The following is a 25,109-nucleotide window of genomic DNA, read 5'->3' as shown; positions in this document are numbered from 1 at the left end:
TAAATTCTTTCTGTGGGGAATATAAAGCAGTTAAAAATCTTCTATTAGATTTTTATGGTCATCGTCTTAACAATCATATTGGGGGTTTCTAGAAATAAGTATAGTGCCCAAATATGAATGTAACATGTTGTTCATGTAAAGGATTTGTTAATTTTTCGGAATCATGACAATCATTTTAGTTCCTATGCCGACTTCACTCTCTACTTGAATTCGGCCATGATGCGCCTCGACTAAATGCTTAACAATCGCTAAGCCTAAGCCTGTTCCACCAGAATTACGACTTCTCGCTCGATCCACCCGATAAAATCTTTCAAAAACGCGCGCTATTTCATGTTTTTCAATACCAATTCCTTGATCCTCTATTTCGATAATGCCATGTGTTTCATTTTCCTTTAATCGAATAGAAACAGTCGTGTTTTCAGGTGAATATGTAATCGCATTGGTAATTAAATTCGTCACAATCTGAATGATACGATTGGCATCCCCCATAACCTGGACATCTCGTTCGATATCCACCTGGAAGCTCATATTTTTTTCATCCAATCGCGGAGCTGTCAATTCTGCTCCACGAATTAGAACATCCTGTAAGCCCATCGGCATAATATTGACAGTAAAACCATGCTGCTCGATCTTTGAGAGCTCTAGTAAATCTTGAATCAGCATTTGAAGTCGATTACTTTCTTTATATATAATCTCCAAAAAGGAAATCAGCATTTTTTCGTCTTTATAGGCCCCATCCAATAAAGTTTCTGAAAAGCCTTTAATAGATGTAATAGGTGTGCGTAATTCATGTGATACATTCGCAACAAAGTCTTTCCGAATTTGTTCTAATCGAACTAGTTCAGTTATATCATGCATAACGATAACAACGCCTAGCCATCGTCCGTGGTCCCCGATGACCGGTGCCCCATAAACTTCTTTGTTATAAAGTTCTTGCTGTACTTCCATTTTAATTTGTTGTCGATAAGGCATTTCTGTCAGAAAAACATGATCGATAAATTGTTCTAATGATTTAGGTAAGCCTATTGTACGAAAAACCTTTCCTTGTACATCATCAAGCTGCATTCCAAAGCGCTCCAGAAATACTCGATTTACAATGGAAATATTCCCCTCACGACCAATCATCATAAGGGAGCTCCCCATATTTTCAATTAAGGTTTTCAGTCTTTCTTCCTCTACTTCACGTATCGTTGTAATATCTTGCAAATTCCGTGCCAATATGTTTATGGAATGACTCAGTGGTATCATCCGTTCATGCTCATTTTCTTGAGCACGTGCACGATAGTTACCCTTTGCAAGCTCAAGGGCAGTGTCTGTCACATTATCAATCGGTGCAGTAAAGTTACGTATCATATAACGACTTATAATTGCTATTAATATCAACGTGATGGTAAAGAGAATAGCCAGTACTCCGTAAAGGCGAGCACGCACATAGTTCAATAAGGATTCGTCTCGTTCCATAGCCTGAGCTGCGTACAAAGCTTCCTGATCTTCCTTCGTTAAATCCATTTTGCGTTCATCGATTACTTGGTCCATTGATGTCCGTATCTCAGTGGTTGCTTGCTCGTTATATTGCTCGATATAAACAGGAAAAAGCTGACCTATAACAATCATTAGGACAGCTAGTATCGTTCCAAGTAAAAGCATGAATGTCAAGAATAAGCGGTTGCTCATCGATTTCATGTCGTTTTCGGCTCCTCAAATTTATAACCAAGACCTCTAATTGTTTTTATAAACATCGGCTTACGGCTATTTTCTTCAATTTTATCGCGAAGGTGGCTAATGTGTACATCCACAATTCGAGTATCGCCAGCAAAATCATATTTCCATACAGCACTTAATAGCTGATCACGTGTTAATACACGATTTTTATTTTCAAGTAAATAGATGAGTAGCTCAAACTCTTTTGGTGTAAATTCCAGTGCCTCATCCTGTAAAAATACTTCAAATCGCTCTGGGTACACTCGCAATTGTCCAAACTCATACATTTTTTCCTGCGCCTCATCCTTATCATCTGCGACAACATTTTGCGTGAAACGTCTTAATACAGCCTTGACACGCGCTAAAACTTCACGAGGACTAAAAGGCTTTGTCATGTAATCATCTGCTCCCAACTCAAGACCAAGAACTTTATCAAATTCGTCATCTTTAGCAGTTAGCATAATAATTGGCGTATTCATACGTTGTTGTCGTATTTGTTTACAGACCTCCATGCCATCTAGTTTTGGAAGCATCAAATCTAAAAGAATTAAATTTGGCTGTAAGTCGATTGCTTTTTCAAGCCCTTCCTGACCATCAGCAGCCGTTTCCACTACATAGCCTGCCTGTTCTAAATTATATTTCAATAATGTTGCAATCGAAAATTCATCTTCAATTACTAAAATCGTTTTTGTCATGTCTAATGCCTCCGTTAGTGATTTGAAACCCCCATTTCAAATCTCAAGACGTCTATAGCGCAAGTGGTGGAGTCACAAGCAATAAACCTTCAATTACAAGCTGCTTCTGCTCATTATATGAGTGGACAGATACAGTGATGGTATTGTCATATTTATTGATTGCTGTAACCTCTAATAGCGTATCGAACAATTCATAATGATAGAGAGGTCCTAAATATTTCAAATGTTGCTCAATAATTCGTGCACCTGGTCCTGGAATATACTTTGACACAGCTGATGTAATAATACCATTTAACATAATTGTCGGCACAATTGGCTTTTGAAAAGGTGTCATAGCTGCATAATCATGTTGAATATAAAGCGGGTTACTATCGTTTGTAAGGCCTAAATAAAGCAATAGATCCCTATCTTCAATTTTTTCAGTGATATGGATTTTCTCGCCAACTGTAATTTCATCGATTGTGAGACCAAGTTTACTATTTTTTTGAAGCAAAGATACGCCAACCCCTTTTCTATCATACTACATTCATAGTATCAATTTTATGCTAAAAGTACAATGAAAAGCAGAAGAACCTTACCTTTCTCAACCCTGGAAACATAAAAAAACGAGCAGGAACATTCCCTACTCGTTTTAAGACTTAGACTGATATTCTACACTAAAATTTTCATCACATTACGAACTGCTTCTGCCGATTGATCTAAAGCTGCTTTTTCTTTGTCCGTTAATTCTAGCTCAAAGATTTTTTCAATACCGTTTTCGCCAAGTAATGTAGGAACACCTAAGTATAAATCATGATAGCCGTACTCGCCTTCTAAATAAGCAATAGATGGTAAAATACGTTTTTGGTCTTTTACAATAGCTTCAGCCATCTCTATTAGTGCCGCAGCAGGCGCATAATAGGCAGAGCCGTTACCAAGTAAGTTGACAATTTCTGCTCCACCATTACGCGTTCGGTCAACAATTTCTTCTAAACGTTCAGCAGAAATAAGTGTTTCTAACGGAATACCACCAGCAAATGAATAACGTGTTAACGGTACCATTGTGTCACCGTGACCACCTAATACAAAACCAGTAATATCTTTCACTGAAATCTTAAGTTCTTCTGCCACAAATGCACAGAAACGAGCCGTATCAAGAACACCTGATTGACCAATTACACGGTTTTTAGGGAAGCCAGTTTCTTTGTATACTGTGTATGTCATGGCATCAACTGGGTTTGTCAGTACAAGGATTGTAGCATTTGGTGAATGCGTAGCAATCTCTTTTGAAACAGTTTTCATAACACTCTGATTGATTTGAACAAGGTCATCACGGCTCATACCTGGTTTACGTGCAACACCAGCGGTAATGATCACTACGTCAGAATTCGCCGTATCTGCATAATTGGAAGTACCTTGCACATAAGAGTCAAACCCTTGTATTGGTGCTGCCTCCCACATATCTAGCGCCTTACCCTTTGTTGGGTTTTCTGCTTGTGGAATATCCACTAATACGACGTCACCAAGTTCTTTCTGAGCTGCTAAAAATGCTGCAGTAGCGCCTGTAAAACCGCCACCGATAACTGAGATTTTTTTTCGTTTCAGAGACATTTGAATACGCTCCTTTAAAATTAGGTTATATATTTTAAAAGAGGGAGGAGACTTCCATCTCACTCCCTCAATTAAACAAGTTTATCGTAAATATTCAATTAAAATTTACTGTCACCCTAATTATATCGGCAGAAAAAAGCATCCGCTTTAGCGATAAATTCTATTGTAGAATAGAAAATTATAGGTTTTTGATTAACTCATTAGCGAATTCTGAACATTTCACTTCTGTAGCGCCGTCCATTAAACGTGCGAAGTCATAAGTAACAACTTTAGAAGAAATTGTTTTCTCAACAGATTGAGTGATCATGTCAGCAGCTTCTTGCCATCCTAAGTGTTCAAGCATTAATACACCTGAAAGTAATACTGAAGATGGGTTTACTTTATCTAAACCAGCATATTTTGGAGCTGTACCGTGAGTAGCTTCGAAGATCGCATGGCCAGTAACATAGTTAATGTTAGCTCCTGGAGCGATACCGATACCACCAACTTGTGCAGCTAAAGCATCAGAAATATAGTCACCATTTAAGTTCATTGTAGCTACTACATCGAACTCAGTTGGACGAGTTAAGATTTGTTGTAAGAAGATATCAGCGATAGAATCTTTCACTAAGATTTTGCCAGCTGCTAAAGCATCAGATTGAGCTTTGTTTGCTGCTTCTTCACCTTGTTCAGCTTTGATAGCATCGTATTGGTTCCAAGTGAAAGTTTGATCAGCAAATTCTTTTTCTGCTAATTCATAACCCCATTTTTTGAATCCACCTTCAGTGAATTTCATGATGTTACCTTTATGAACTAAAGTAACAGATGGGCGTTTATGTTTAATTGCGTATTCGATAGCAGAACGTACTAAACGCTCAGTACCTTCTTTAGATACAGGTTTAACACCGATACCAGAAGTTTCTGGGAAACGGATTTGATTTACACCAAATTCAGATTGTAGGAAGTTGATGATTTTTTGAGCTTGTTCTGAACCAGATTCGAATTCAATACCAGCGTAGATGTCTTCAGTGTTCTCACGGAAGATAACCATATCAACGTCTTCTGGGCGTTTAACTGGAGAAGGCACTCCATCAAAGTGACGTACTGGGCGTAAGCATACATATAAGTCAAGTTGTTGACGTAATGCTACGTTAAGAGAGCGGATACCACCACCGATTGGTGTAGTAAGAGGACCTTTGATTGCAATTAAATATTCATTAATTTTGTCTAAAGTTTCTTGTGGTAACCATTCACCAGTTTGGTTAAATGCTTTTTCACCAGCTAAAACTTCTAACCATTCAATTTTCTTTTCACCGTTATAAGCTTTTTCTACTGCTGCGTCAATTACGCGTGATGCTGCTGCCCAGATATCTGGACCAATTCCATCACCTTCGATGAAAGGAATTACTGGATTGTTTGGTACATTAAGTACGCCATTTTCAACTACAATTTTGTTTGACATTCTGTTGCCTCCTAAATTCATAATCATAGGACTGTGTTAGTGATAACACAGTCCCAAACATTCTAGCATATTTTCCAAATTAGCGCTCGCTGATTGGAACATATTTTTGCATGCCTGGTCCAACATACTCAGCACGTGGACGGATTAGGCGGTTATTAGCATATTGCTCAAGGATATGTGCCACCCAACCTGAAGTACGTGATACTGCGAAAATTGGTGTGAACAGGTCATGATCAATACCTAAAGAATCATACACTGACGCAGAGAAGAAATCTACGTTTGCAGGTAATTTCTTTTGTTCTACGATCATGTCATGGATTTTAACTGACATTTCGTAAAGCTCTGGTTTACCAGTTAGCTCAGTTAATTTTTTAGACATTACGCGTAAATGCGGAGCACGAGGGTCGCCTTTACGATATACACGGTGACCGAAGCCCATGATTTTTTCTTTGTTGTCTAATTTATTTTGAATATAAGATTCAACATTTTCAAGTGAGCCAATTTCAGTTAACATTTTCATAACTTGCTCATTTGCTCCACCGTGAAGTGGTCCTTTTAATGCACCGATCGCTGCAGTTACACCTGAATAAACGTCAGATAATGTAGCTACACATACACGTGCAGTGAATGTAGATGCATTTAACTCATGGTCAGCATGTAATACTAATGCTTTGTCGAATGCTTCAATTTCAATATCTGCTGGCTCTTCGCCTTTAAGCATGTATAAGAAGTTTGCCGCATATCCTAGTTCAGGTTTTGGTGAAACTGGTTCTAAACCTTTACGAACACGTGCAAAAGCAGTTACTACTGTAGCAATTTTAGCTTGAAGACGAATTGCTTTACGGTAGTTTGCTTCTGGATCCATAACATCCGCTTCTTCATCGAATACACCAAGTAAAGATACTGCAGTACGCAATGCAGCCATTGGATGTACAGTTGAAAGTGGGTATGTTTTAAATTGGTCGACAATCGCTTGCGGAATTGACATGTTGTCTGCCAATTGTTGTTTTAATTCAGCTAGCTCGTCCTCTTTTGGTAAACGAGTATGCCATAACAGGTAAATTACCTCTTCGAATGACGCATTTTCTGCTAAATCATCAATGTTGTAACCAACATATGTAAGTGTGTCATCGATAATTGAACTGATTTTAGATTCCGCTGCTACGATACCTTCTAAACCTTTAGTTGCTGACATAAATTATCGCTCCCTCATACTTATTTTTTTGTTGCAAATGCGTTTTTTATGTTGCATTTACGAATTTTGCTCATATGAACCATTAAGTAAATCGCTTACATTGCTATTATAATCATTTTTGACAGCTTTGTGAATGAAAATCCTCCAAATAAAGAAAAAGACGTCCGAACGACTATATAATTGTCCTAAAGAGATTTTTTTGTATATTTTGACATTAATTTATCAATTGGTTGGGGGTGAATTTGTAAAAATGAGGAATTTAAAGTATTTTTCATACGAAAGAACTACGAGCGTTTTGCTATTTATTTTTTATTTAGTCATACTTTGGTTTGTATTACCTGTGTCACTCGCAATTTTTTTATCATTTTCGACGTATCCTATCATAAATTTTTTATACAAATATTGTAGGATTGCGTATTGGATTGCAGCAATTATTGTGGAAGTATTAATATTAACCTGTATTTTTCTACTAGTTGTCATATCTATTAACAGTATTATCGTCATTTTCCCAGAAATTCGAGAGACTTTACAAAATTTCCCGCTTTTCAGTGAATATGAATCCATGTTTGTACAAGTTTTAAAAGAAAAATCACTGTCCATTTTCGATTCCATCATCGTATATACAGCAGATCTTTTCCAATTATTAATGAAGCATGTCATTGAGGTTTTCATCTTTTTAGTCGCTTATTACTTTGCGCTTCTAGAAACACGTAAATCACGCTATTGGTTCTTTCAATATGTGCCTAAAAAATATCGTCAAGAGTGGCAATCTCATTTTGCAAAAATCATGCAACTTTTTCATTATTTCTTATTTGTAGAGTTTCAATTATTTACGATTACCCTACTCATTCTTTGTGCTGGCTTTATGATCCTTCAATTTGAACAAGCCATTATTAAAGCATTTATTGTAGCATTTGCAGATGTACTACCGTTTTTCGGAATTGGCGTTTTTCTTGTGCCAATGAGCATTTATTTTTATTTCAATGGCAATACCTTTTTATGTGTGGCCATTTTACTACTCTATTTATTTGTACAATTAACAAGGCAGCTAGCCGATTCGATGCTTTGGTCCAATACGCTTCAGCTACGCACATTCCATACATTCTTTATCAGCGCTGCCTCTATTCTATTATTTGGCTTTTATGGTATATTACTGAGCCCTATCTTTTTATTTCTAGCTGTAAAACTGAAAGAAAACTCTATCTTTGAACGATGATGAATTGACCTTTTTTCATTTTTTTACGCATCCAGTAATAGACAATAGGTTGGAACATTTTTCGAGAAAATGGCATGAGTAGGAATAAACCTAGGACATCTGTTAAAAATCCAGGTAACGCTAAAAGCAAACCACCACCAAAAGTTAAGAAAGTATCCACTAATGCAGCTCCTGGCGCTTCTCCGCGTGCCAATGTATTTTTCACATTTTGAACAGAGTTCATACCTTTATTTTTCATGACATAAATCCCAATCACACTCGTAGCAATAATGAGCAATAATGTACTTAAAACACCAATATTTTGTCCAATGACTATTAATAACGTCAATTCGGCTAATGTGTAGACAATGAAACCAAGAAAAATTTTTCGCATATTTTTCTCCTTTCTACTTGAAAAGCTATACCTTTTATACGTTATTATAGCCCGTTTAGTTTCATAAAAAAATGAATAGACCTATTTTATGAGAAAGCAACTTCTGTTAAAGGAAGGAATTAATAGTTTCCATAAAGTGTGTGTAAAACCTTTATGGAAAAGCTCTAGTACAACAAACCGCACTAGAGCTTTTTGTTAATTATTAAAGAACGCTTGCATGTCCTTTGTAAATCACACCTGTTTCAGCGTCCATTGTAATTTCTTGACCATGACGGATTAATGTAGTTGCTTCCTTTACACCAACGATTACTGGAATACCTAGGCTTAACCCTACAACTGCTGCATGGCTAGTAAGTCCACCTTCTTCAGTAATTAGGCCAATACAATTTTCTAAAGCAGGCATCATATCACGATCTGAACCGACTGTAACAAGAATGCATCCGTCTGTATCGTAGGCAAGTGCCTCAGCAGCATTTTTAGCAACCACTGTTTTACCAACAACTGATGCTTTTCCGATCCCTTGTCCGCGTGCAAGTAAATCTCCAATAATGTGAACTTTCATTAAGTTTGTTGTACCCGCTTCACCTACAGGTACACCTGCTGTAATGACAACTGCGTCTCCATGTGTAACAAAACCATGCTTCAAGCTTTCATCCACAGCTAGTTCTAAAATTTCATCTGTTGTTGTCACACGTTGACACACAATTGGGTATACGCCCCATACTAGTGTTAATGTATGAGCTGTATTTGTAGAGCCTGTTACGGCAACAATTGGCACTCCTGGTCGATATTTCGCAATCATTCTCGCTGTATTACCACTTTCAGTTGGAGCCAATACGGCTTTCACCCCTAAATTGATAGAAGTATAAGCTACAGCTTGTGAAATTGCCTCTGTCATATTTGCTTCTTTCTCACGACTACGTGTAGAAACAATTGATCGATAATCTAATGAATTTTCAGTACGTTGTGCAATTTTATTCATCGTTTGTACCGATTCAACTGGATAAAGACCTGCGGCAGTTTCACCAGATAACATGATAGCATCTGTTCCATCAATAATTGCGTTGGCTACATCACTGGCTTCTGCACGTGTTGGTCGTGGGTTACGCTGCATGGAATCTAACATTTGAGTTGCCGTAATTACCGGTTTACCAACTTGATTACATTTTAGAATTAATTTCTTTTGTACAAGTGGTACTTCTTCTGCAGGAATTTCAACACCAAGATCTCCACGAGCAACCATTAAACCGTCAGATACTAGGATGATTTCATCGATGTTATCGACACCCTCTTGGTTTTCAATTTTTGGGATGATTTGAATATGACTACCACCATTTTGTTCAAGTAATTCACGAATTTCAAGAACATCTTTTGCACGACGAACAAATGAAGCAGCAATAAAATCAACACCTTGTTCGATACCAAATAAAATATCTTGTGCGTCTTTTTCTGTGATACCTGGTAGTTGTACAGAAACACCTGGTACGTTAACACCCTTTTTATTTTTTAGTACGCCAGCATTTTCAACAATTGTATGAATTAATCCTTTTTCCATATCCGTTGCTAATACACGTAGTTGAATTAGTCCATCATCAAGTAAAATAATTGAATTTTGCTCAACGTCTTCAATTAAGCGCTCATATGTGACAGAAAAGCTCGTCTCAGTACCTTCTACTTCTGTCATTGAAATATCAATTACTTGACCTGCTGACAAATGAAGCTCGCCATTTTTCATGTTATGTGTACGAATTTCTGGTCCCTTTGTATCAAGTAAAATTCCCACTGGTTTATTTAATTTTTGTGCCACTTCACGAATTAAATGAATACGCCCTGCATGTTCCTCATGTGATCCGTGTGAAAAATTCAAGCGGGCTACATTCATACCTGCTTCGATTAATTTTTCTAAAATTTCTGGTGACTCACTTGCAGGTCCAATTGTACATACGATTTTTGTTTTTCTCATTTTTGCCCACTCCGTTTTATAACAAATTATATTGATAGTTCTTTCATTAGTGTATATAGGCTTACATCAGCCTCATGATTCTTTTCAAAAGCCTCTGGCATATCATAATCAATGACTTGATGATTGCGAATACCTACTGCTCGACCAGCCTTGCCTTCCATAAGTAATTCAACTGCATGTGCGCCAAACTGACTCGCTAATACGCGATCTCTTGCTGTAGGTGATCCACCACGTTGGATATGACCTAATACTGAAACACGTGTTTCTTTTCCTGTTTTTTCTTTTAACAGTTTTGCCAGTTCACTTCCTGACATAACACCCTCTGCCACAATAATAATACTATGCTTTTTACCACGTGCTGCACCACGATCTAAGCGTGCGACAATATCATCTAAATTATAATCTTCTTCTGGAATTAAAACTGTTTCAGCACCAGCAGCAAGACCTGCCCATAAAGCGATATCTCCTGCATCACGTCCCATTACCTCTACAATGAAAGAATTTTCATGAGATGTAGCAGTATCTCGGATTTTATCAATGGATTCTACTACTGTATTTAGGGCTGTATCAAAGCCAATCGTATATTCAGTTCCAGGAATATCATTGTCAATTGTTCCAGGTACCCCTACAACTGGGAACCCTTTTTTCACCAAATCCATGGCACCTCGATAAGATCCATCACCACCAATGACAACAAGTCCTTCAATACCAGCAGCTCGTAAATTCTCAATACCTCGTTGCTGAACAGCATCTTCTTTAAATTCTGGGCATCTTGCCGAATTCAAATGCGTTCCACCACGTTGAATAATACCACCAACTGCACCTAAATCAAGTTCTTCCATAAATCCTTTTACTAAGCCTTCATAACCATGCTTAATTCCGACAACATCAATTCCATGAAATGCTGCCTTACGAACGACCGCTCGAATAGCAGCGTTCATTCCAGGCGCATCTCCACCACTAGTTAATACAGCAATTTTTTTCATTGTCGAACCTCCTGCAGTTACTATTATTATTCACATTAACATGAAAAAACAAACTATGTAAGGGTTCTGGGGATACAAAAACATAACTTTTACATAAAAAATGAAAAGAATGCGCTTTCACACACTCTTTCCACCTAAAAACATCCTAAATCTAACATTTTTTCAAGAAGTCTGGCGTTTATTATGCGCTATTATCTTCTTTAATTTTTATAGCTTTTTAATATGTTAAGAAACAAATTTTGTCTCTTAACGAGCAAATATATAGCTTTTAAATTTTATATCCTATTAAAGTAAACAACATTCGTCTTTTTACAAACAGATTTACACTTCTGTATACTGTCCAATTTTTTTAAATTTTTCATAGCGATCTTCAACTAATTGTTCTCCATTTAAAGAATTTAATGCATGAAGTGTGTCACTAATGCATTCTTTAATAGAAAGGGCCTGCTTTGCTACATTGCGATGTGCTCCACCAATAATTTCAGGAATAATGCCATCAATTACACCAAGTTCTTTCAAATCAGGTGCTGTGATACGCATGGCTTCTGCTGCCTGCTTAGCCAGACTACCATCACGCCATAAAATAGATGCCGCTCCCTCTGGCGAAATAACAGAGTAAGTCGAGTTCTCAAGCATAAAGACACGGTTTGCTACACCTAATGCTAATGCACCACCACTTCCTCCTTCACCAATAACGATACTAATTACAGGCACAGTTAAGCCAGCCATTTCTACAAGGTTTCTAGCGATTGCTTCACTTTGACCACGTTCCTCAGCAGCTTTCCCTGGGTAAGCACCTTTAGTATCAATAAAACAAATAATTGGTCGTTTGAATTTTTCAGCTTGCTTCATCAAGCGTAGTGCTTTTCGATACCCCTCTGGATGAGGCATACCAAAATTACGACGGATATTTTCCTTAGTAGACTTACCACGTTGATGTCCAATTATTGTTACTGGTTGCCCTTCGAAAATGGCAATCCCACCAAGAATGGCTGCATCATCACCAAATGTACGATCACCATGTAATTCAATAAAATTTTCACACATTGCTTCAATATATTGAAGCGTTGTAGGTCTTTCTGGATGCCTTGCTACTTGCACACGATCCCACGGCTTCATATTGGCATAAATCGATTGCTCTAATTGTGATAAACGTGTTTCAAGCTTCTCGATTTCACCAGACATATCAACTTCTGCTTCAGCAGCAATTGTTTTTAATTCATCAATTTTCTCACGTAATTGTACGACTGGTTCTTCAAATGCTAAATTTTTAGACATGTTGTACGCCGCCTTTCGTATGCATTTTTACAAGTAAAGAAACTTGTTTACGTAAATCTTTGCGATGGAAAATGGCATCAAGCTGACCATGCTCTAATAAAAATTCTGCTGTTTGGAAATCACTTGGTAGTTTTTCTCGTACAGTTTCTTCAATTACACGTCGCCCTGCAAAGCCAATCAATGCCTGTGGCTCTGCAATATTTATATCACCAACAGAAGCAAAGCTTGCTGAAACTCCGCCTGTTGTTGGATGCGTTAAGATGGAGATGAACAATAAGCCTTGATCACTGTGGCGTTTTAATGCGACACTAGTTTTCGCCATTTGCATTAATGATAATACGCCCTCTTGCATACGAGCACCACCACTAGCGGTAAAGATAATAAATGGTACACCTAGTTCAGTTGCCTTCTCTACTGCTCGCGTAATTTTTTCACCGACTACAGAGCCCATTGACCCCATACGGAAGTGCGAATCCATAATCGCTACGACAATTTCTTCCCCATCTATTGTACCAACGCCTGTTAGGACAGCCTCATTCAAGCCTGTTTTCTCTTGGTCTGCTGCAATTTTTTCAACATACGCTGGGAAATTAAGGGGATTACTTGTTTGTAAATGATCATCCATGGATTCGAATGAGCCTTCATCTAAGAAATAGTCCACACGTTCTTGAGCAGTCATTTTGAAATGATGACTACATTTTGTACATACTTTATGATTTTTTTCTAATTCTTTTGTTAATTGAATGTGACGACATTCAGGACATTTTGTCATTAACCCTTCTGGAAATGCCTTTTCTTGCCCGTCCTCTTTCTTTTTTCGATTACCACTAAATAAGCTACGTATTGCCATGTTCGACTCCCCCTTTGTTGTTGTCTAAATGTTCTGTACAGTACTCATCCACTGCTCATAAGCTTTTAATGCTTCTTTTTCGTAACCCAGCTGCATCGATTTCAACATCGTTTGAATGATTAATTTTTCATCTTCTGTTGAGTTTCGATTTAAACGGTCGCCATCATAAGCTGCTAATTGAAACCAGATTTTTAATGAAAGACGATTACCTGTCGTAATTAATAGTTCTCTTAAAATATCTCGACAATTAATTGTACCTTCTATTTCTAGTTTCACAAAAAAACTATCCCACACAGGTAGTGTGCGAAGAATCTCTGTACAACTTATTACGCGGATTGCTTCCATTTCATGAATTTGTCGCGTTAATTCGACATCTTTTTTTGATTTTTCATCTTCTAATATAAACATCGACAGTATTTCTACGAGCTGATGCTTATGTGTGGACGCAAGAAAAGTACCACCACCATGTCTCGTTTCAATAAGCCCTAGCAACTCTAAGCTTCGCAAAGCCTCTCTCACAGAGGATCGCCCGACACCTAGACGCTCTGATAGAACTCGTTCGGAAGGTAGCTTCTCACCTGCTTGAATTTTTTCCATTTTAATGAGTTGACGTAGTTGTTGGACGATTTCTAAAAACACTTTTTTTTGTTCGGTTTTTTTATCCATACGACTAACTCCCCTTATCAAAAAAGTGGTCTGACCACTTTTTAACGTTGACTCTAGCTTACAAAATAACTGTGCAAAAGTAAAGAAAAAACTGCATAAAATTTAATGCAGTTTCTAATTTCTTGTTTCATTTTATATCTTTTTCGTCGTTTGCGCATGTTTTACTTTGATTTGCGGCTTGCCAAAACGTCTTTCTAAAACACCTTCAATCCATAACATTTCCTCCTCTACCAGCAGGTCTTGGACCAACTGAAAGGTTTGTGGAAAAAATGTAGTGGAAACTGTTCCAAACTCATCCTGTAGCTGAACAAAAGCCATTTGCTCACCTTTTTTCGTACGGATTTTCTTCACTTCTTCAATCAGACCAATCATTTTTATAGAGGTACCATCACGCTTCTGCTTCAACTCTCGACAGGTACTATTGATATCCGCCCAGAAGAGTCTTTCCTGTGCAACTGGATGGGTAGAAATATAAAAGCCCAAGCTCTCTTTTTCATGCATCAATTTTTCCTTCTGGGACATTGCTTCTGCCTGCATATATTTTGGTTTACCAAAACTAAATGCCATTGCTGATGCTAAATCAATATCTTCAGTTGGCCTTAAAAGTTCTGCGTGTTTCAAAGCTGCCTCGACTGTCATGATGAGGACGGCTCTATCTTTTTCTAGATAATCAAGCGCCCCAGCATATATCAATGATTCCAACACTTTTGGCTTAAAATGCTGCGCACTTAAGGCAACAGCTAGATCAAATAGGTTATTTAATACCTCTGGATTTGTTTGACGGAGTCCATGTATTTTTTCTATAAATGTATGAGGCACACCTTTAATTCCTAATAAGCTGTAGCGAATGCCTTCCTTTTCCACCGTAAAATATTTCGTACTACTTTTTAATGAAGGTGGATAAAATGGGATGCCCTTATCTTTTGCCTCATGGACAAATTGTTGAATCTTTTCTACATTTCCCGTGGCATTTGATAATAAGGCTGCATAAAAGTTTTGAGGAAAATGCGCCTTTAAATAAGCCATTTGATAGGAAATAACACTATAGGCCACAGCATGACTTTTAGGGAAACCATAATCCGCAAAGCGTACAATCAGTTCGTATACTTCTTCAGCTAAACGCTGATCAAAGCCTTGGCGTAGCGCCCCCTGAACAAATGCTGTGCGTTGCTCCTCTAAAACTTGTCGATTTTTTTTACTCACTGCTCGGCGAAGCAAATCTGCCTGTCCCATTGTAAAGCCTGCCAGTACTGATGCAATTTTAATAATTTGTTCTTGATAAACGATCACACCAAAGGTCTCTTGTAAAATAGGCTCTAGCACTGGATGTGGCATCGTTACCATTTCTCTGCCAGCCTTCCGTTTTGCATAGACAGGAATAAAATCCATTGGACCTGGGCGATAAAGTGCATTTACAGCCACAATATCTAAAAAGGTTGTAGGACAGATATCACGCAAGGCTTGCTTCATACCGTCTGATTCTAATTGAAAAATCCCCAGCGTATCCCCTCTTTGTAATAGTTGAAACGTCTTGTCATCATGCATTGGGATTCGCTCGAATTCTATCCAAGGACCACCAGCTTTATAAATTGACCAACGTATTTGCTCTAAAATAGTGAGATTGCGCAAGCCTAAAAAATCCATTTTGACGAGACCACATGCTTCAATATCTCCCATTGGCCATTGCGTACTATAAATACCATCATGCCCTTCTTCAATCGGTACAGTATTCACTAAAGGCGATGGAGCGACGACAATACCAGCTGCATGTATAGACGAGTTTCTTGGTAGGCCCTCCAATTTTAACGCCACCTCGTACCAACGCAAATGCTTATCATTCTCCGCTAACCAGCCTTGAAAGTCCTGTGACTCTGCTACAGCTCTTTGTAATGTAATTCCCGGCTTATTTGGAATCATCTTCGAAATTTTTTCTAGCATTTCTGCATCAAAGCCAAATACCCGTGCAACATCCCTGGCAACTGCTTTTGCAGACAATGTACCAAATGTAATAATTTGTGCAACATTTGCTTTGCCATACTTTTGGGCAACATACTGAATGACTTGATGCCTTTTACTATCAACAAAATCGATATCAATATCAGGTAAGGTAATTCTTTCAGGATTTAAAAAACGTTCGAATAATAAACCATAGGCAAGTGGATCTACTTGGGTAATCGAAAGACTATATGCCACAAGCGAACCTGCTGAGGAACCACGTCCAGGTCCCGTCAAAATTCGATTTTCTTTTGCATATCGCATAAAATCCGCCACAACCAAAAAATAGTCAGCAAAGCCCATAGAGCAAATAATTTCTAATTCATACTGTAATCGTTCATGGTAAGCACCGGGTATTGCCAGTTGCTTGAATCGCTCTTCTAATCCAGTAAATGCTTCTTTAACAAGCAAGCTTTCAGCTGTTTCACCTTCAGGTACAGGAAATTTAGGCATTTGCACAGGCATTTTTGGTAAATCAGCTTTACAGCAAGCAAGCATTTTCGTACTGGCATCAAGCCAATCTGGACGATCCGCAAACCAATTTTGCCATTCGAATGCTGTTGGGGCAAAATAGCCCTGTACATCAGCTGTTTGCATAGTATTACCAAGCTTTTCTCCTGTATCAATTGCTCTTGCTACTTCATAAGCAAAATGATCTTCTGGACGCAAGAAATAACAGCTTTGAGAGGCTACAAGTGCAATAGCATGTTCTTCACACCAAGAAACGAAATCATCTTCTTGTTCAGCTTTTATCCCTCCAGGTCTAGCAATCCCCATATAGAGGTGATGGTTAAACAGTTGGACCAAAGCAGAAACCATTGCCTGCCAGTCATCTACATCTGTTAAATCGTCTGAAGAAAGTAGCGCTATACAACCTGCTGAATATCCCTCAAGCCATTTCCAAGGCAGCATATCATCTTGTCTAATTGAAATCGCACTACTAATCTTTAATAAATGTTGATAGCCCTCCTGTGTCTGCGCATACAGGACGAGGGGAAGCGTTTTATCATGCCACTGAACGTTAACCGAAAGCCCTATAACCGCATGGATATTTACTTGCTGCAATGCTTTACAAAAAGGCAAAAGCCCGTACAATTTCGTATTAACGATTGCACAGGCTTGTGTCTTTTGTTCTTGTAAAAAAGGAATCAATTGCTCAAGCCGAATTGTGCTTTTCAATAAATCCGCGCTCGTATGCATCTTTGTATATACATGTGTCAAATGAATCCCTTCCTTTTCTCTGTTAATGATACGCTTTACAAATCTCTTTTAATCTTGCAATAACGAGGTCTGCTTCTTCCCATGAATAGGCAGTAGCACCAGATGCAAGCGGATGTCCGCCACCGTTAAATTCTTTTGCTAATGTATTGATAATGGGACCCTTCGAACGTAATCGTACACGGATCTGATCCCCTTCTTCAATGAAAACAACCCATGAGCATATATCTTTAACACTGCCTAGGCAGCCTACTAATAAAGAAGCCTCAGATGGCACAGTGTCATGCTCTGCCAGTAATTCTTTTGTTAGCTTCACATAGGCAGCTCCATGCTCATCCATTGTAAAGTTTTGATAAATATATCCCTGTAAATTAAGTAATTTTTGCTCCATTTCGTACATGCCATCAAATAGTTGGTTTCGATCAAAATCATATGTAATCAGATCCGCAGCAACTTTAAATGTTTTAGCTGTTGTACTTGGGAATTGGAATCTGCCTGTATCGCCCACTATTCCTGCAAATAATAAGCGTGCAGCAGCATCTGAAAGTTTCCAGTTTGCTACTTCCTTGCCTTCTTCATATAATTCATAGATCATTTCACTACAAGAGCTTGCTGTCGTGTCCACCCATAAAAGATCACCATAAGCATCATCATTTGGATGATGATCAATTTTTATCACCATTTTTCCTTTTGTGTAGCGTTGGTCGTCAACACGTTCTGTATTAGCCGTGTCAGTGACAATAACTAAAGCATTTTCATACACTTCATCCGCTATTTCATCAGGCTGTGCCATAAAAGATAAAGAAGCATCATGTTCCCCTACAGCAAAAACCTTTTTATCAGGATAATTGGCTAAAATAATCTCTTTTAAGCCTTGCTGTGAGCCATAAGCATCAGGATCAGGACGTACATGACGATGGATAATAATGGTTTCATTGGCCTCAATTGTGTCGATGATTTGTCTTTTCACAATAATTTCCCCCAAAATGATAGTAAGAACCGTTAGCATTTTTACATAATTATCGTTACAATAATGTCTAGTTATGCTAGGAGGTTTACTATGCTCAATTTAATATTTGTGTTTGCGATTATCATATCTTTTGTTTTTTATTTTTATTTTAAAACAAAACAATTCCGTTCTCCATTACCTATTGCTAAAAACTGGTATAAAAGCAAAGCGAACATCGGCTTAGGTTCCTTAATATTGTCATTTGCTTTAAATCAAGCTTATTTATTCCCGAGCTTATTTACATTTATTATTGTAGCAATTCTTGCCGCGCTCGGCATCTTAGTTATTGTAGAAAATATAAAAAAAGCACGTCATTATGGACAATTTGTTGAGGAAGAATTCCGCATTAATCAATAATATATGTAACAAAGGGATGACCAAGCAATTGCGCTAGGCCATCCCTTTTCAATACTTAACGTTCTAATAGTTGGAACATCATCATTGCCTTACCAACAAGCATTTGTTGATTATACACTTCAAAATCCATCTTCACAAACTTACGACTCATATCTAAAATCCGAGGCTTAACAGTTAGCGTACTTTCCATTTGGACTGGTTTAATAAAGTAAATAGTCATATTCTCTGCCACTGCATCTCCACGTTTACGTCGTTTTAATGCGAATGAACCGACCTCAGCTAGTAAAGTTGTAAAAGCACCGTATGAAATTGCTCCATATTGATTAGTCATTTGTGGTGTGACTTTAAATTCAACGATGAGTTCTTCATCACCTAATACCTTCATTTCATTTTTCACTAAATCATCAATCGTTTCACCATGCTGTGGCTGTCTTTGTGCTAATTGCAACGCCTTCAGTACATCTTGACGGCTAATAACACCCTGTAAAATATTGTCGTCATCTACAATTGGTAAGAGATCAATCCCCTCCCAAATCATTCGATGTCCTGCCGAAGCAACACTCATTTTCATGGAGCCAGCAATTGGGTTTTTCGTCATTACTTTTTCAATAAGCTCGTTTTCTTCACGACCAATGACGTCTTTTACGGTAATCATACCGACCAATTTATTTTGGTGGGTAACTACAGGAAATGCACCATGGGTTGTACGTTCATTCAGCTTCTGGAAATGATGAATTGTTTCATCATTTTTTAATGCTGCAGTGTCAGTCATCGGTACATAAATGTCTTCGATAAAAAGAATATCTTTTTTAATCAATTGGTCATAGATTGCCCGGTTAATCATTGTTGCTACTGTAAACGTATCGTAGCTTGTTGAAATAATTGGTAAATCTAATGAATCTGCAAGCAACTTATTATCTTCCGTAGTATCAAAACCGCCGGTGATTAAAACAGCTGCCCCCGCTCGAAGGGCATTCTCATGTGCTTTAATACGGTTACCAACAATTAATAAGCTACCTGCATCAGTGTAACGCATCATGTCCTCTAATTGCATAGCTCCAATAACAAATTTTGTTAGTGTTTTATGTAGACCTGATTTACCACCTAAAACTTGGCCATCTACAATATTAACAATTTCTGCAAAAGTTAAGCGCTCAATATTTTCTTTCTTTTTTTTCTCAATACGAATTGTTCCAACACGTTCAATAGAACTTACTAAGCGACGATTTTCAGCTTCCTTAATTGCACGGTAAGCTGTTCCTTCACTCACTTGCATTTCCTTTGCTATTTGCCGTACTGAAATTTTATCGCCCACGGGTAGTGATTCGATGTATTGTAAAATTTTCTCATGTTTTGTAGACAAAATATCACCTATTTCCTAAGCTTCAATTCTGCTCTTAGTGTACCATATTTTTTATGAAAATATTTAATATAAAGTGATGAAATTGTTTAACTTTCCCCATCATTTCAACTACCAGCGTGGTGTCAATTCATATAGTACAGCATTACCAACGATTAGAAACAGTTTACTTTTTCGCCAGCTTTCAAAATTTGAACTTCTGTATTTTGTACTAAATCTGCAAAAATCTGTGGATCTTGCTCGATTGGTGGGAATGTATTGTAATGAATCGGTACGACAATTTTCGGCTTTAAAAACGAAACTGCACACGCTGCATCCTCTGGCCCCATTGTAAAATTATCACCAATTGGTAAGAATGCAATATCAATTGGATGTCGTTCACCAATTAGTTTCATATCACCAAAAAGAGCTGTATCGCCCGCATGATAAATTGTTAATCCTTCAATAAATAATAAAATTCCAGCAGGCATTCCCATATAAATTATTTCGTTATTTTCTGTTACATAAGAAGAGCCATGAAAGGCTTGTGTAAACTTTACTTTACCGAAGTCAAATTCCTTTGCACCACCTATATGCATTGGGTGTGTTTTTACACCTTGCCAAGAAATCCAATTAGCCAGTTCATTTGGCGCAATGACTAGCGCATCTTTTTTCTTCGCTAATTCTACTGTATCTCCAACATGATCATTATGGCCATGTGTAAGTAAAATAATATCTGGCGCTTCGTCAGCCACTTTTAAGTCTGTTTGCCCATTGCCATTAATAAAAGGGTCAATTAATATCGTTTTTCCATTTGTTTGAATTTTGACAACTGAATGTCCATGATAACTTATTTTCATCTTAACATCCTCCTCGATTAACAAAGTACAGTCCAACATTTTAATTCGCTACCCATGCGCTTTTTCCCTTTTTTTGATATGCTTGTACAGAGAATAATGGTAGTATTCTCTAACAGCTTTATACCCTGTTAGAGCATAATTATTCAGTACTCGATAAGAAACCTCGCTACTTTTTTCGGCAGTCGAAGCTTTCTTACGTAAAAAATTTTCCATGCACTAAAAGGAGGACATATTAATGTCAAAGGTTGAAGAAATCCAACGTTACTTGCAGCAAAATCATATCGATGCAGCATTCGTAACAACACCTGACAATGTTTTTTACGTTTCAGGCTTTAAAAGTAATCCACATGAAAGATTACTAGGAGTCATGATTTTTAAAGATGCGGAGCCTTTTCTAATTTGTCCACAAATGGAGATTCCAGATGCAAAGGCTGCTGGTTGGTCTTATGAGGTAATTGGTCATCAAGATACAGAAAATTCGATGGAAGTTCTTGCTCAAGCGATTGTAGCACGCCAAATCACCCCAGCTACATTTGCTATTGAAAAAGCACAACTCATTGTTGAGCGCTTGGAAGCTTTACAGCAATCTTTCCCTCAAGCTAGCTTTGTGCGTCTTGACGAAAAAATTAATGCGATGCGCGTAATCAAAGATGAAAGTGAATTAGAAAAATTACGTAAAGCTGCTGAATTGGCCGATTATGCAATTGAAATCGGTTGCAAGGAAATTGCTGAAGGTAAAACAGAAATGGAAATCCTAACAGCAATCGAAAGTGCCATTCAAGATAAAGGCTGTAAAATGTCTTTTGAAACAATGGTATTGAGTGGTCCAAAAACTGCCTCTCCTCACGGGAAGCCAGGTGCACGTAAAATTGAAAAAGGTGATATGGTACTATTTGACCTTGGCGTTATTTACGATGGCTATTGCTCAGATATTACACGTACTGTAGCTTTTGGGGAGCCTAGTGAAGCACAAAAAGAAATTTATCAAACTGTTTTAGCTGCCAATACAAATGCTGTCGCAGCAGTAAAACCAGGTGTTCGTGCGATGGACTTAGACAAAATTGCGCGTGATACAATTACAGAGGCTGGTTATGGTGAATATTTCACGCACCGCCTTGGACATGGTCTTGGTATTTCTGTGCATGAATTCCCATCTGTTACAGGTGCCAATGAGATGACGATGGAAGAAGGTATGGTCTTTACGATTGAGCCTGGCATTTATAAATCAGATGTAACAGGCGTACGTATTGAGGATGATGTTGTCGTTACAAAAGATGGCGTTGAAGTATTAACAAAATTCCCGAAAGATTTAATCATTCTATAATGCAAAAAAGGAAGCAACTAGTGTGCTTCCTTTTTCTCTGTCTAGCAAAGTTTATTGAATTAACTCATCCACATTGACAAATGGTAGTCCTTGCGAATCTGCCACTGCTTTATAAACAAGTTGTCCATCTAATGTATTCACACCTTTTTTCAGTGCTGCATTATCAAGGCAAGCTTGTTTGTAGCCTTTGTTGGCAATTTGAAGTGCATATGGAATTGTATTATTTGTTAAAGCAATTGTAGAAGTACGTGGTACCGCACCAGGCATATTTGCAACTGCATAGTGTACAACGCCATGCTTCACATATGTTGGATCATCATGTGTTGTCACACGATCAGATGTTGCAAAAATACCACCTTGGTCAATTGCAATATCAACTACAACAGAGCCGGCTTGCATTGATTGAATAATTTCTTCCGATACAAGTTTCGGTGCTTTTGCGCCTGGAATTAATACAGCACCAATAACTAAATCTGAATCTTTCACTGATTCTGCAATATTATATGGATTAGACATTAATGTTTGAACATCGCGTCCAAACATATCTTCTAATTGACGTAAACGTTCTGGGCTTAAATCGATAACTGTCACATCAGCACCCATGCCAACAGCAATTTTTGCAGCATTTGTACCCGCAATACCACCGCCAATTACTGTCACTTTTCCACGTTGTACACCCGATACACCACCTAGTAAAATACCTTTACCAGCATGGTTTCTCTCTAAGAACTGTGCACCAATTTGTGTAGCCATTTTACCAGCGACTTCACTCATTGGTGTTAACAAAGGTAATGAACCATTTGCTAATTGTACTGTTTCGTAGGCAATTCCTACAACTTTTTTATTTAAAAGTGCCTGAGTTAATTCAACCTCTGGCGCTAAGTGTAAATAAGTGAATAAAATTTGACCCTCGTAGAAGTAATCATACTCAGAAGCTACAGGTTCTTTTACCTTCATAATCATTTCTTGGGACCAAGCTTCTTTAGCTGTTTGAACAATATGAGCACCTGCTGCAATGTAATCAGCATCCGTAAAGCTTGAACCTAGCCCCGCTCCTGTTTCAATGTACACTTCATGCCCTGCATGTGTTAAAGTGACAACTCCTGCTGGTGTCATTGCTACACGGTTTTCATTGTTTTTAATTTCCTTTGGAATACCAATCTTCATTGTTTCCTATCCCCTTCCATAACGTAAGAAATAAGCATCATTTATGTAACTAAACTTGATGCACCCCTTGCACTTCCATATTACCAAACAATTGCAAAAAAAGCTTTAACTAATGCAAATACAGATAAAATTTATAAGATTTCCAAAATAACAAATATTCAAACGTTGTATATCATTATAAATTACTATATTTAAAAACTAAAAAGGAGTATAGGTAGCAGTTAATGGAGCTGATTCATGTGTAGTTGAAACCAATCAAAAGACGTTTACACACTGCAAATAGTGGGAATTAGATATTTATAATTAATTAACATTTCTACATGAAATGCCTTCACATTTTCATAATTTTTCTTGCGGAAAGTATTTCCTTTAGAAAATCATTTGGTATAATCAACATATACAAATCAGGGAGGTTTTTCAAATGGCTAATCATTATAAAAGCATTGTTGTTGCAGTAGACGGTTCAAAAGAAGCTGAATACGCGTTTCGTAAATCAATTGATGTTGCAAAACGAAACGAAGGTGCAGTGTTAAATCTAGTAAATGTAATCGATACTCGTTCATTTGCTGCTATCGAAGCATATGACCGTTCCATTGCAGAGCGTGCTCAAGCATTTTCTGAAGAACTATTAAATGGTTACAAAAAGCAAGCTGAAGATGAAGGTTTAACGAATGTTAATCTTATCATCGAGTATGGCTCTCCAAAAAATATCATAACAAAAGAGCTTTCTAACATCGTAGACGCAGATTTAATCATTTGTGGTGCAACTGGTCTAAATGCAGTAGAACGCTTCCTAATCGGTTCTGTATCTGAGGCTATTGTACGTTCAGCTAAATGTGACGTACTAGTTATCCGTACGCCTGAAAACTAATTTGTAATACATAAAAAGGTATCCTTGTATAGGATACCTTTTTACTTGCACTCAAGAGCAATTACTTGCCCTCTTTCCACATCTTCACTTTTTCAAAGAATAGCGCAAGTGCCTGCTTATTCTGCATATTTGGTACTTTAGCTAATAGGACTTCTTTAGGTGCTTTCAATTCCTTCGATTGTTTTTGTAAAATCACAATGCTCTTCTCTAATGATTTATTTGCAAACATCGAGTCAGGTAATTGAATAATCGCTTGAATCCACGCATGTTTTTGAATGTATTTGTGTAATTGCTTAGACTGCTCTGACTCAAACAGATGAGATGGTGCAAGGAAAAATAAATAGCCGCCATCCTTTGTATAATTCATTGATTGCTCGATGAATAAATGATGGGCATAACTCATCCCCTCCGCTGGACATAATTCATAATCGAGCGCCACTTCTTCATTTGGATAATAACCTACAGGTAGATCACAAACAACGGCATCCACTGGATTGACCAATAAATCTTCTAAGGCATCTTGACGGTATAAAGAAATAGGTTGTTCTGTTAAGTCAGCAGTTGCCGCAGCAAGACGAATAAGTAGCTCATCCACCTCTACACCTGTTGCTTCCACTTTTCCATCTAATAAATTCATAACCGTCAGTAATAAATTGCCCGTGCCTACTGCTGGGTCCATGATCGAGATCTTTTCATTTTCAAGACGCTCTGCAAAAATCTGCTCCACAAAGTAGCCCACTAATAGCCCTAACGTGTCAGGAGTCATTTGATGATTCGGCTGTGAGCCTTTGCGCATCCCTTTTAAAATAGCAATTTGAATAGCTTTACGAATATCCTCTTTTGTTGCATCTTTTTGAGAAAAATCAACTTCGCCATCAAGCCATGCCTCTAACCCATCTAATAATCCTTCTAGTAACGTTATATTGTGTTCTTTTTCAATTTTTTCGGCATGCTCATTTAGCAAACCAAATAACTTTTCGATATTTTCCATATCTAACTTCCTTTCACACAGAAA

General features: G+C 37.7%; 22 protein-coding genes. 4 read left to right on the top strand and 18 right to left on the bottom strand.

All coding sequences use genetic code 11. From position 1 onward, the window contains the following. Positions 1-147: 147 nt before the first annotated feature. The 6 genes from pnpS to citZ all read right to left on the bottom strand — a co-directional run bounded on the left by pnpS (position 148) and on the right by citZ (position 6,622). Complete coding sequence (gene pnpS, locus ACMGGO_RS05320) at positions 148-1,683, bottom strand: two-component system histidine kinase PnpS (protein ID WP_048393584.1); 1,536 nt, start codon at positions 1,681-1,683, stop codon at positions 148-150. Then, complete coding sequence (locus ACMGGO_RS05315; RefSeq protein ID WP_016993215.1) at positions 1,680-2,396, bottom strand: response regulator transcription factor; 717 nt, start codon at positions 2,394-2,396, stop codon at positions 1,680-1,682. Before ACMGGO_RS05315 ends, pnpS begins: the two co-directional genes overlap by 4 nt. Before the next feature lie 52 nt (positions 2,397-2,448). Beyond that, on the bottom strand, positions 2,449-2,889 hold the full coding sequence (locus ACMGGO_RS05310; protein ID WP_004226245.1) for a MaoC/PaaZ C-terminal domain-containing protein: 441 nt from the start codon (positions 2,887-2,889) through the stop codon (positions 2,449-2,451). Positions 2,890-3,047: 158 nt separating this feature from the next. Further along, positions 3,048-3,986, bottom strand: a complete 939-nt coding sequence (mdh, locus tag ACMGGO_RS05305) for a malate dehydrogenase (RefSeq protein WP_004226243.1) — start codon at positions 3,984-3,986, stop codon at positions 3,048-3,050. Between the two features lie 178 nt (positions 3,987-4,164). Next, positions 4,165-5,427 (bottom strand): NADP-dependent isocitrate dehydrogenase, encoded by a 1,263-nt coding sequence (gene icd, locus ACMGGO_RS05300; protein WP_048393581.1) that lies wholly within the window; start codon positions 5,425-5,427, stop codon positions 4,165-4,167. A gap of 79 nt (positions 5,428-5,506) precedes the next feature. Next, positions 5,507-6,622 (bottom strand): citrate synthase, encoded by a 1,116-nt coding sequence (gene citZ / locus ACMGGO_RS05295; RefSeq protein WP_048393579.1) that lies wholly within the window; start codon positions 6,620-6,622, stop codon positions 5,507-5,509. A 250-nt stretch (positions 6,623-6,872) separates the two neighbouring features. On the opposite strand from citZ, the gene ACMGGO_RS05290 reads away from it, so the two are divergent. After that, on the top strand, positions 6,873-7,838 hold the full coding sequence (locus ACMGGO_RS05290) for an AI-2E family transporter (RefSeq protein WP_420281644.1): 966 nt from the start codon (positions 6,873-6,875) through the stop codon (positions 7,836-7,838). Here ACMGGO_RS05290 and ACMGGO_RS05285 read toward each other — a convergent pair. The 8 genes from ACMGGO_RS05285 to ACMGGO_RS05250 form a co-directional block, all read right to left on the bottom strand. Beyond that, on the bottom strand, positions 7,822-8,211 hold the full coding sequence (locus tag ACMGGO_RS05285; protein ID WP_054549955.1) for an FxsA family protein: 390 nt from the start codon (positions 8,209-8,211) through the stop codon (positions 7,822-7,824). The two genes, ACMGGO_RS05290 and ACMGGO_RS05285, sit on opposite strands and share 17 nt — an antisense overlap. 202 nt (positions 8,212-8,413) lie before the next feature. After that, entirely contained in the window at positions 8,414-10,174 is a 1,761-nt protein-coding gene (gene pyk / locus ACMGGO_RS05280; protein WP_048393575.1) for a pyruvate kinase, read from the bottom strand. 26 nt (positions 10,175-10,200) lie between these two features. Beyond that, positions 10,201-11,160 carry a 6-phosphofructokinase gene (gene pfkA / locus ACMGGO_RS05275; protein WP_048393573.1) on the bottom strand — a complete coding sequence of 320 codons (960 nt, stop codon included), beginning with the start codon at positions 11,158-11,160 and terminating at the stop codon, positions 10,201-10,203. A 321-nt stretch (positions 11,161-11,481) separates the two neighbouring features. After that, positions 11,482-12,438, bottom strand: a complete 957-nt coding sequence (locus tag ACMGGO_RS05270) for an acetyl-CoA carboxylase carboxyltransferase subunit alpha (RefSeq protein WP_054549954.1) — start codon at positions 12,436-12,438, stop codon at positions 11,482-11,484. Continuing rightward, entirely contained in the window at positions 12,431-13,288 is an 858-nt protein-coding gene (gene accD / locus ACMGGO_RS05265) for an acetyl-CoA carboxylase, carboxyltransferase subunit beta (RefSeq protein WP_048393568.1), read from the bottom strand. Before accD ends, ACMGGO_RS05270 begins: the two co-directional genes overlap by 8 nt. A 24-nt stretch (positions 13,289-13,312) precedes the next feature. Further along, positions 13,313-13,954 carry a FadR/GntR family transcriptional regulator gene (locus tag ACMGGO_RS05260; RefSeq protein ID WP_420281643.1) on the bottom strand — a complete coding sequence of 214 codons (642 nt, stop codon included), beginning with the start codon at positions 13,952-13,954 and terminating at the stop codon, positions 13,313-13,315. A gap of 132 nt (positions 13,955-14,086) precedes the next feature. Next, positions 14,087-17,170 (bottom strand): DNA polymerase III subunit alpha, encoded by a 3,084-nt coding sequence (dnaE, locus tag ACMGGO_RS05255; protein WP_420281642.1) that lies wholly within the window; start codon positions 17,168-17,170, stop codon positions 14,087-14,089. A gap of 22 nt (positions 17,171-17,192) precedes the next feature. Then, positions 17,193-18,137 (bottom strand): DHH family phosphoesterase, encoded by a 945-nt coding sequence (locus ACMGGO_RS05250; protein ID WP_083225370.1) that lies wholly within the window; start codon positions 18,135-18,137, stop codon positions 17,193-17,195. Positions 18,138-18,227: 90 nt separating this feature from the next. On the opposite strand from ACMGGO_RS05250, the gene ACMGGO_RS05245 reads away from it, so the two are divergent. Next, complete coding sequence (locus tag ACMGGO_RS05245) at positions 18,228-18,533, top strand: YtpI family protein (protein ID WP_048393558.1); 306 nt, start codon at positions 18,228-18,230, stop codon at positions 18,531-18,533. A 55-nt stretch (positions 18,534-18,588) separates the two neighbouring features. Here the strand turns inward: ACMGGO_RS05245 and ACMGGO_RS05240 are convergent, their stop codons facing one another. After that, complete coding sequence (locus ACMGGO_RS05240; protein ID WP_004226205.1) at positions 18,589-19,896, bottom strand: DRTGG domain-containing protein; 1,308 nt, start codon at positions 19,894-19,896, stop codon at positions 18,589-18,591. 152 nt (positions 19,897-20,048) lie between these two features. Next, complete coding sequence (locus tag ACMGGO_RS05235; RefSeq protein WP_016994815.1) at positions 20,049-20,732, bottom strand: metal-dependent hydrolase; 684 nt, start codon at positions 20,730-20,732, stop codon at positions 20,049-20,051. A 235-nt stretch (positions 20,733-20,967) separates the two neighbouring features. On the opposite strand from ACMGGO_RS05235, the gene ACMGGO_RS05230 reads away from it, so the two are divergent. Continuing rightward, complete coding sequence (locus ACMGGO_RS05230) at positions 20,968-22,056, top strand: M24 family metallopeptidase (RefSeq protein WP_004226198.1); 1,089 nt, start codon at positions 20,968-20,970, stop codon at positions 22,054-22,056. Positions 22,057-22,107: 51 nt separating this feature from the next. Here ACMGGO_RS05230 and ald read toward each other — a convergent pair whose 3' ends face one another. Further along, the gene (gene ald / locus ACMGGO_RS05225) at positions 22,108-23,223 is read right to left on the bottom strand and encodes an alanine dehydrogenase (protein ID WP_420281641.1); all 1,116 of its coding nucleotides are present in this window, start codon (positions 23,221-23,223) and stop codon (positions 22,108-22,110) included. Between the two features lie 421 nt (positions 23,224-23,644). On the opposite strand from ald, the gene ACMGGO_RS05220 reads away from it, so the two are divergent. Next, a complete protein-coding gene (locus ACMGGO_RS05220; protein WP_004226191.1) occupies positions 23,645-24,094 on the top strand; it encodes a universal stress protein in 450 nt (149 codons plus the stop codon). Positions 24,095-24,155: 61 nt separating this feature from the next. Here the strand turns inward: ACMGGO_RS05220 and ACMGGO_RS05215 are convergent, their stop codons facing one another. After that, on the bottom strand, positions 24,156-25,085 hold the full coding sequence (locus tag ACMGGO_RS05215; protein ID WP_259419417.1) for a class I SAM-dependent methyltransferase: 930 nt from the start codon (positions 25,083-25,085) through the stop codon (positions 24,156-24,158). Positions 25,086-25,109: the final 24 nt, after the last annotated feature.

Source organism: Lysinibacillus sp. BNK-21 (assembly GCF_048684915.1).
In the GTDB taxonomy this organism is placed as follows: Bacteria; Bacillota; Bacilli; order Bacillales_A; family Planococcaceae; genus Lysinibacillus; species Lysinibacillus capsici.
Note: the sequence above shows the minus strand (reverse complement) of the source record. Positions and strands in the feature narration are given on the sequence as shown.

Excerpts from the sequence above, each read along its gene's own strand:
- pnpS (WP_048393584.1), bottom strand. The coding sequence starts at position 1,683 with ATGAAATCGATGAGCAACCGCTTATTCTTGACATTCATGCTTTTACTT.
- ACMGGO_RS05315 (WP_016993215.1), bottom strand. The coding sequence starts at position 2,396 with ATGACAAAAACGATTTTAGTAATTGAAGATGAATTTTCGATTGCAACA.
- mdh (WP_004226243.1), bottom strand. The coding sequence starts at position 3,986 with ATGTCTCTGAAACGAAAAAAAATCTCAGTTATCGGTGGCGGTTTTACA.
- icd (WP_048393581.1), bottom strand. The coding sequence starts at position 5,427 with ATGTCAAACAAAATTGTAGTTGAAAATGGCGTACTTAATGTACCAAAC.
- citZ (WP_048393579.1), bottom strand. The coding sequence starts at position 6,622 with ATGTCAGCAACTAAAGGTTTAGAAGGTATCGTAGCAGCGGAATCTAAA.
- ACMGGO_RS05290 (WP_420281644.1), top strand. The coding sequence starts at position 6,873 with ATGAGGAATTTAAAGTATTTTTCATACGAAAGAACTACGAGCGTTTTG.
- ACMGGO_RS05285 (WP_054549955.1), bottom strand. The coding sequence starts at position 8,211 with ATGCGAAAAATTTTTCTTGGTTTCATTGTCTACACATTAGCCGAATTG.
- pyk (WP_048393575.1), bottom strand. The coding sequence starts at position 10,174 with ATGAGAAAAACAAAAATCGTATGTACAATTGGACCTGCAAGTGAGTCA.
- pfkA (WP_048393573.1), bottom strand. The coding sequence starts at position 11,160 with ATGAAAAAAATTGCTGTATTAACTAGTGGTGGAGATGCGCCTGGAATG.
- ACMGGO_RS05270 (WP_054549954.1), bottom strand. The coding sequence starts at position 12,438 with ATGTCTAAAAATTTAGCATTTGAAGAACCAGTCGTACAATTACGTGAG.
- accD (WP_048393568.1), bottom strand. The coding sequence starts at position 13,288 with ATGGCAATACGTAGCTTATTTAGTGGTAATCGAAAAAAGAAAGAGGAC.
- ACMGGO_RS05260 (WP_420281643.1), bottom strand. The coding sequence starts at position 13,954 with ATGGATAAAAAAACCGAACAAAAAAAAGTGTTTTTAGAAATCGTCCAA.
- ACMGGO_RS05245 (WP_048393558.1), top strand. The coding sequence starts at position 18,228 with ATGCTCAATTTAATATTTGTGTTTGCGATTATCATATCTTTTGTTTTT.
- ACMGGO_RS05235 (WP_016994815.1), bottom strand. The coding sequence starts at position 20,732 with ATGAAAATAAGTTATCATGGACATTCAGTTGTCAAAATTCAAACAAAT.
- ACMGGO_RS05230 (WP_004226198.1), top strand. The coding sequence starts at position 20,968 with ATGTCAAAGGTTGAAGAAATCCAACGTTACTTGCAGCAAAATCATATC.
- ald (WP_420281641.1), bottom strand. The coding sequence starts at position 23,223 with ATGAAGATTGGTATTCCAAAGGAAATTAAAAACAATGAAAACCGTGTA.
- ACMGGO_RS05220 (WP_004226191.1), top strand. The coding sequence starts at position 23,645 with ATGGCTAATCATTATAAAAGCATTGTTGTTGCAGTAGACGGTTCAAAA.
- ACMGGO_RS05215 (WP_259419417.1), bottom strand. The coding sequence starts at position 25,085 with ATGGAAAATATCGAAAAGTTATTTGGTTTGCTAAATGAGCATGCCGAA.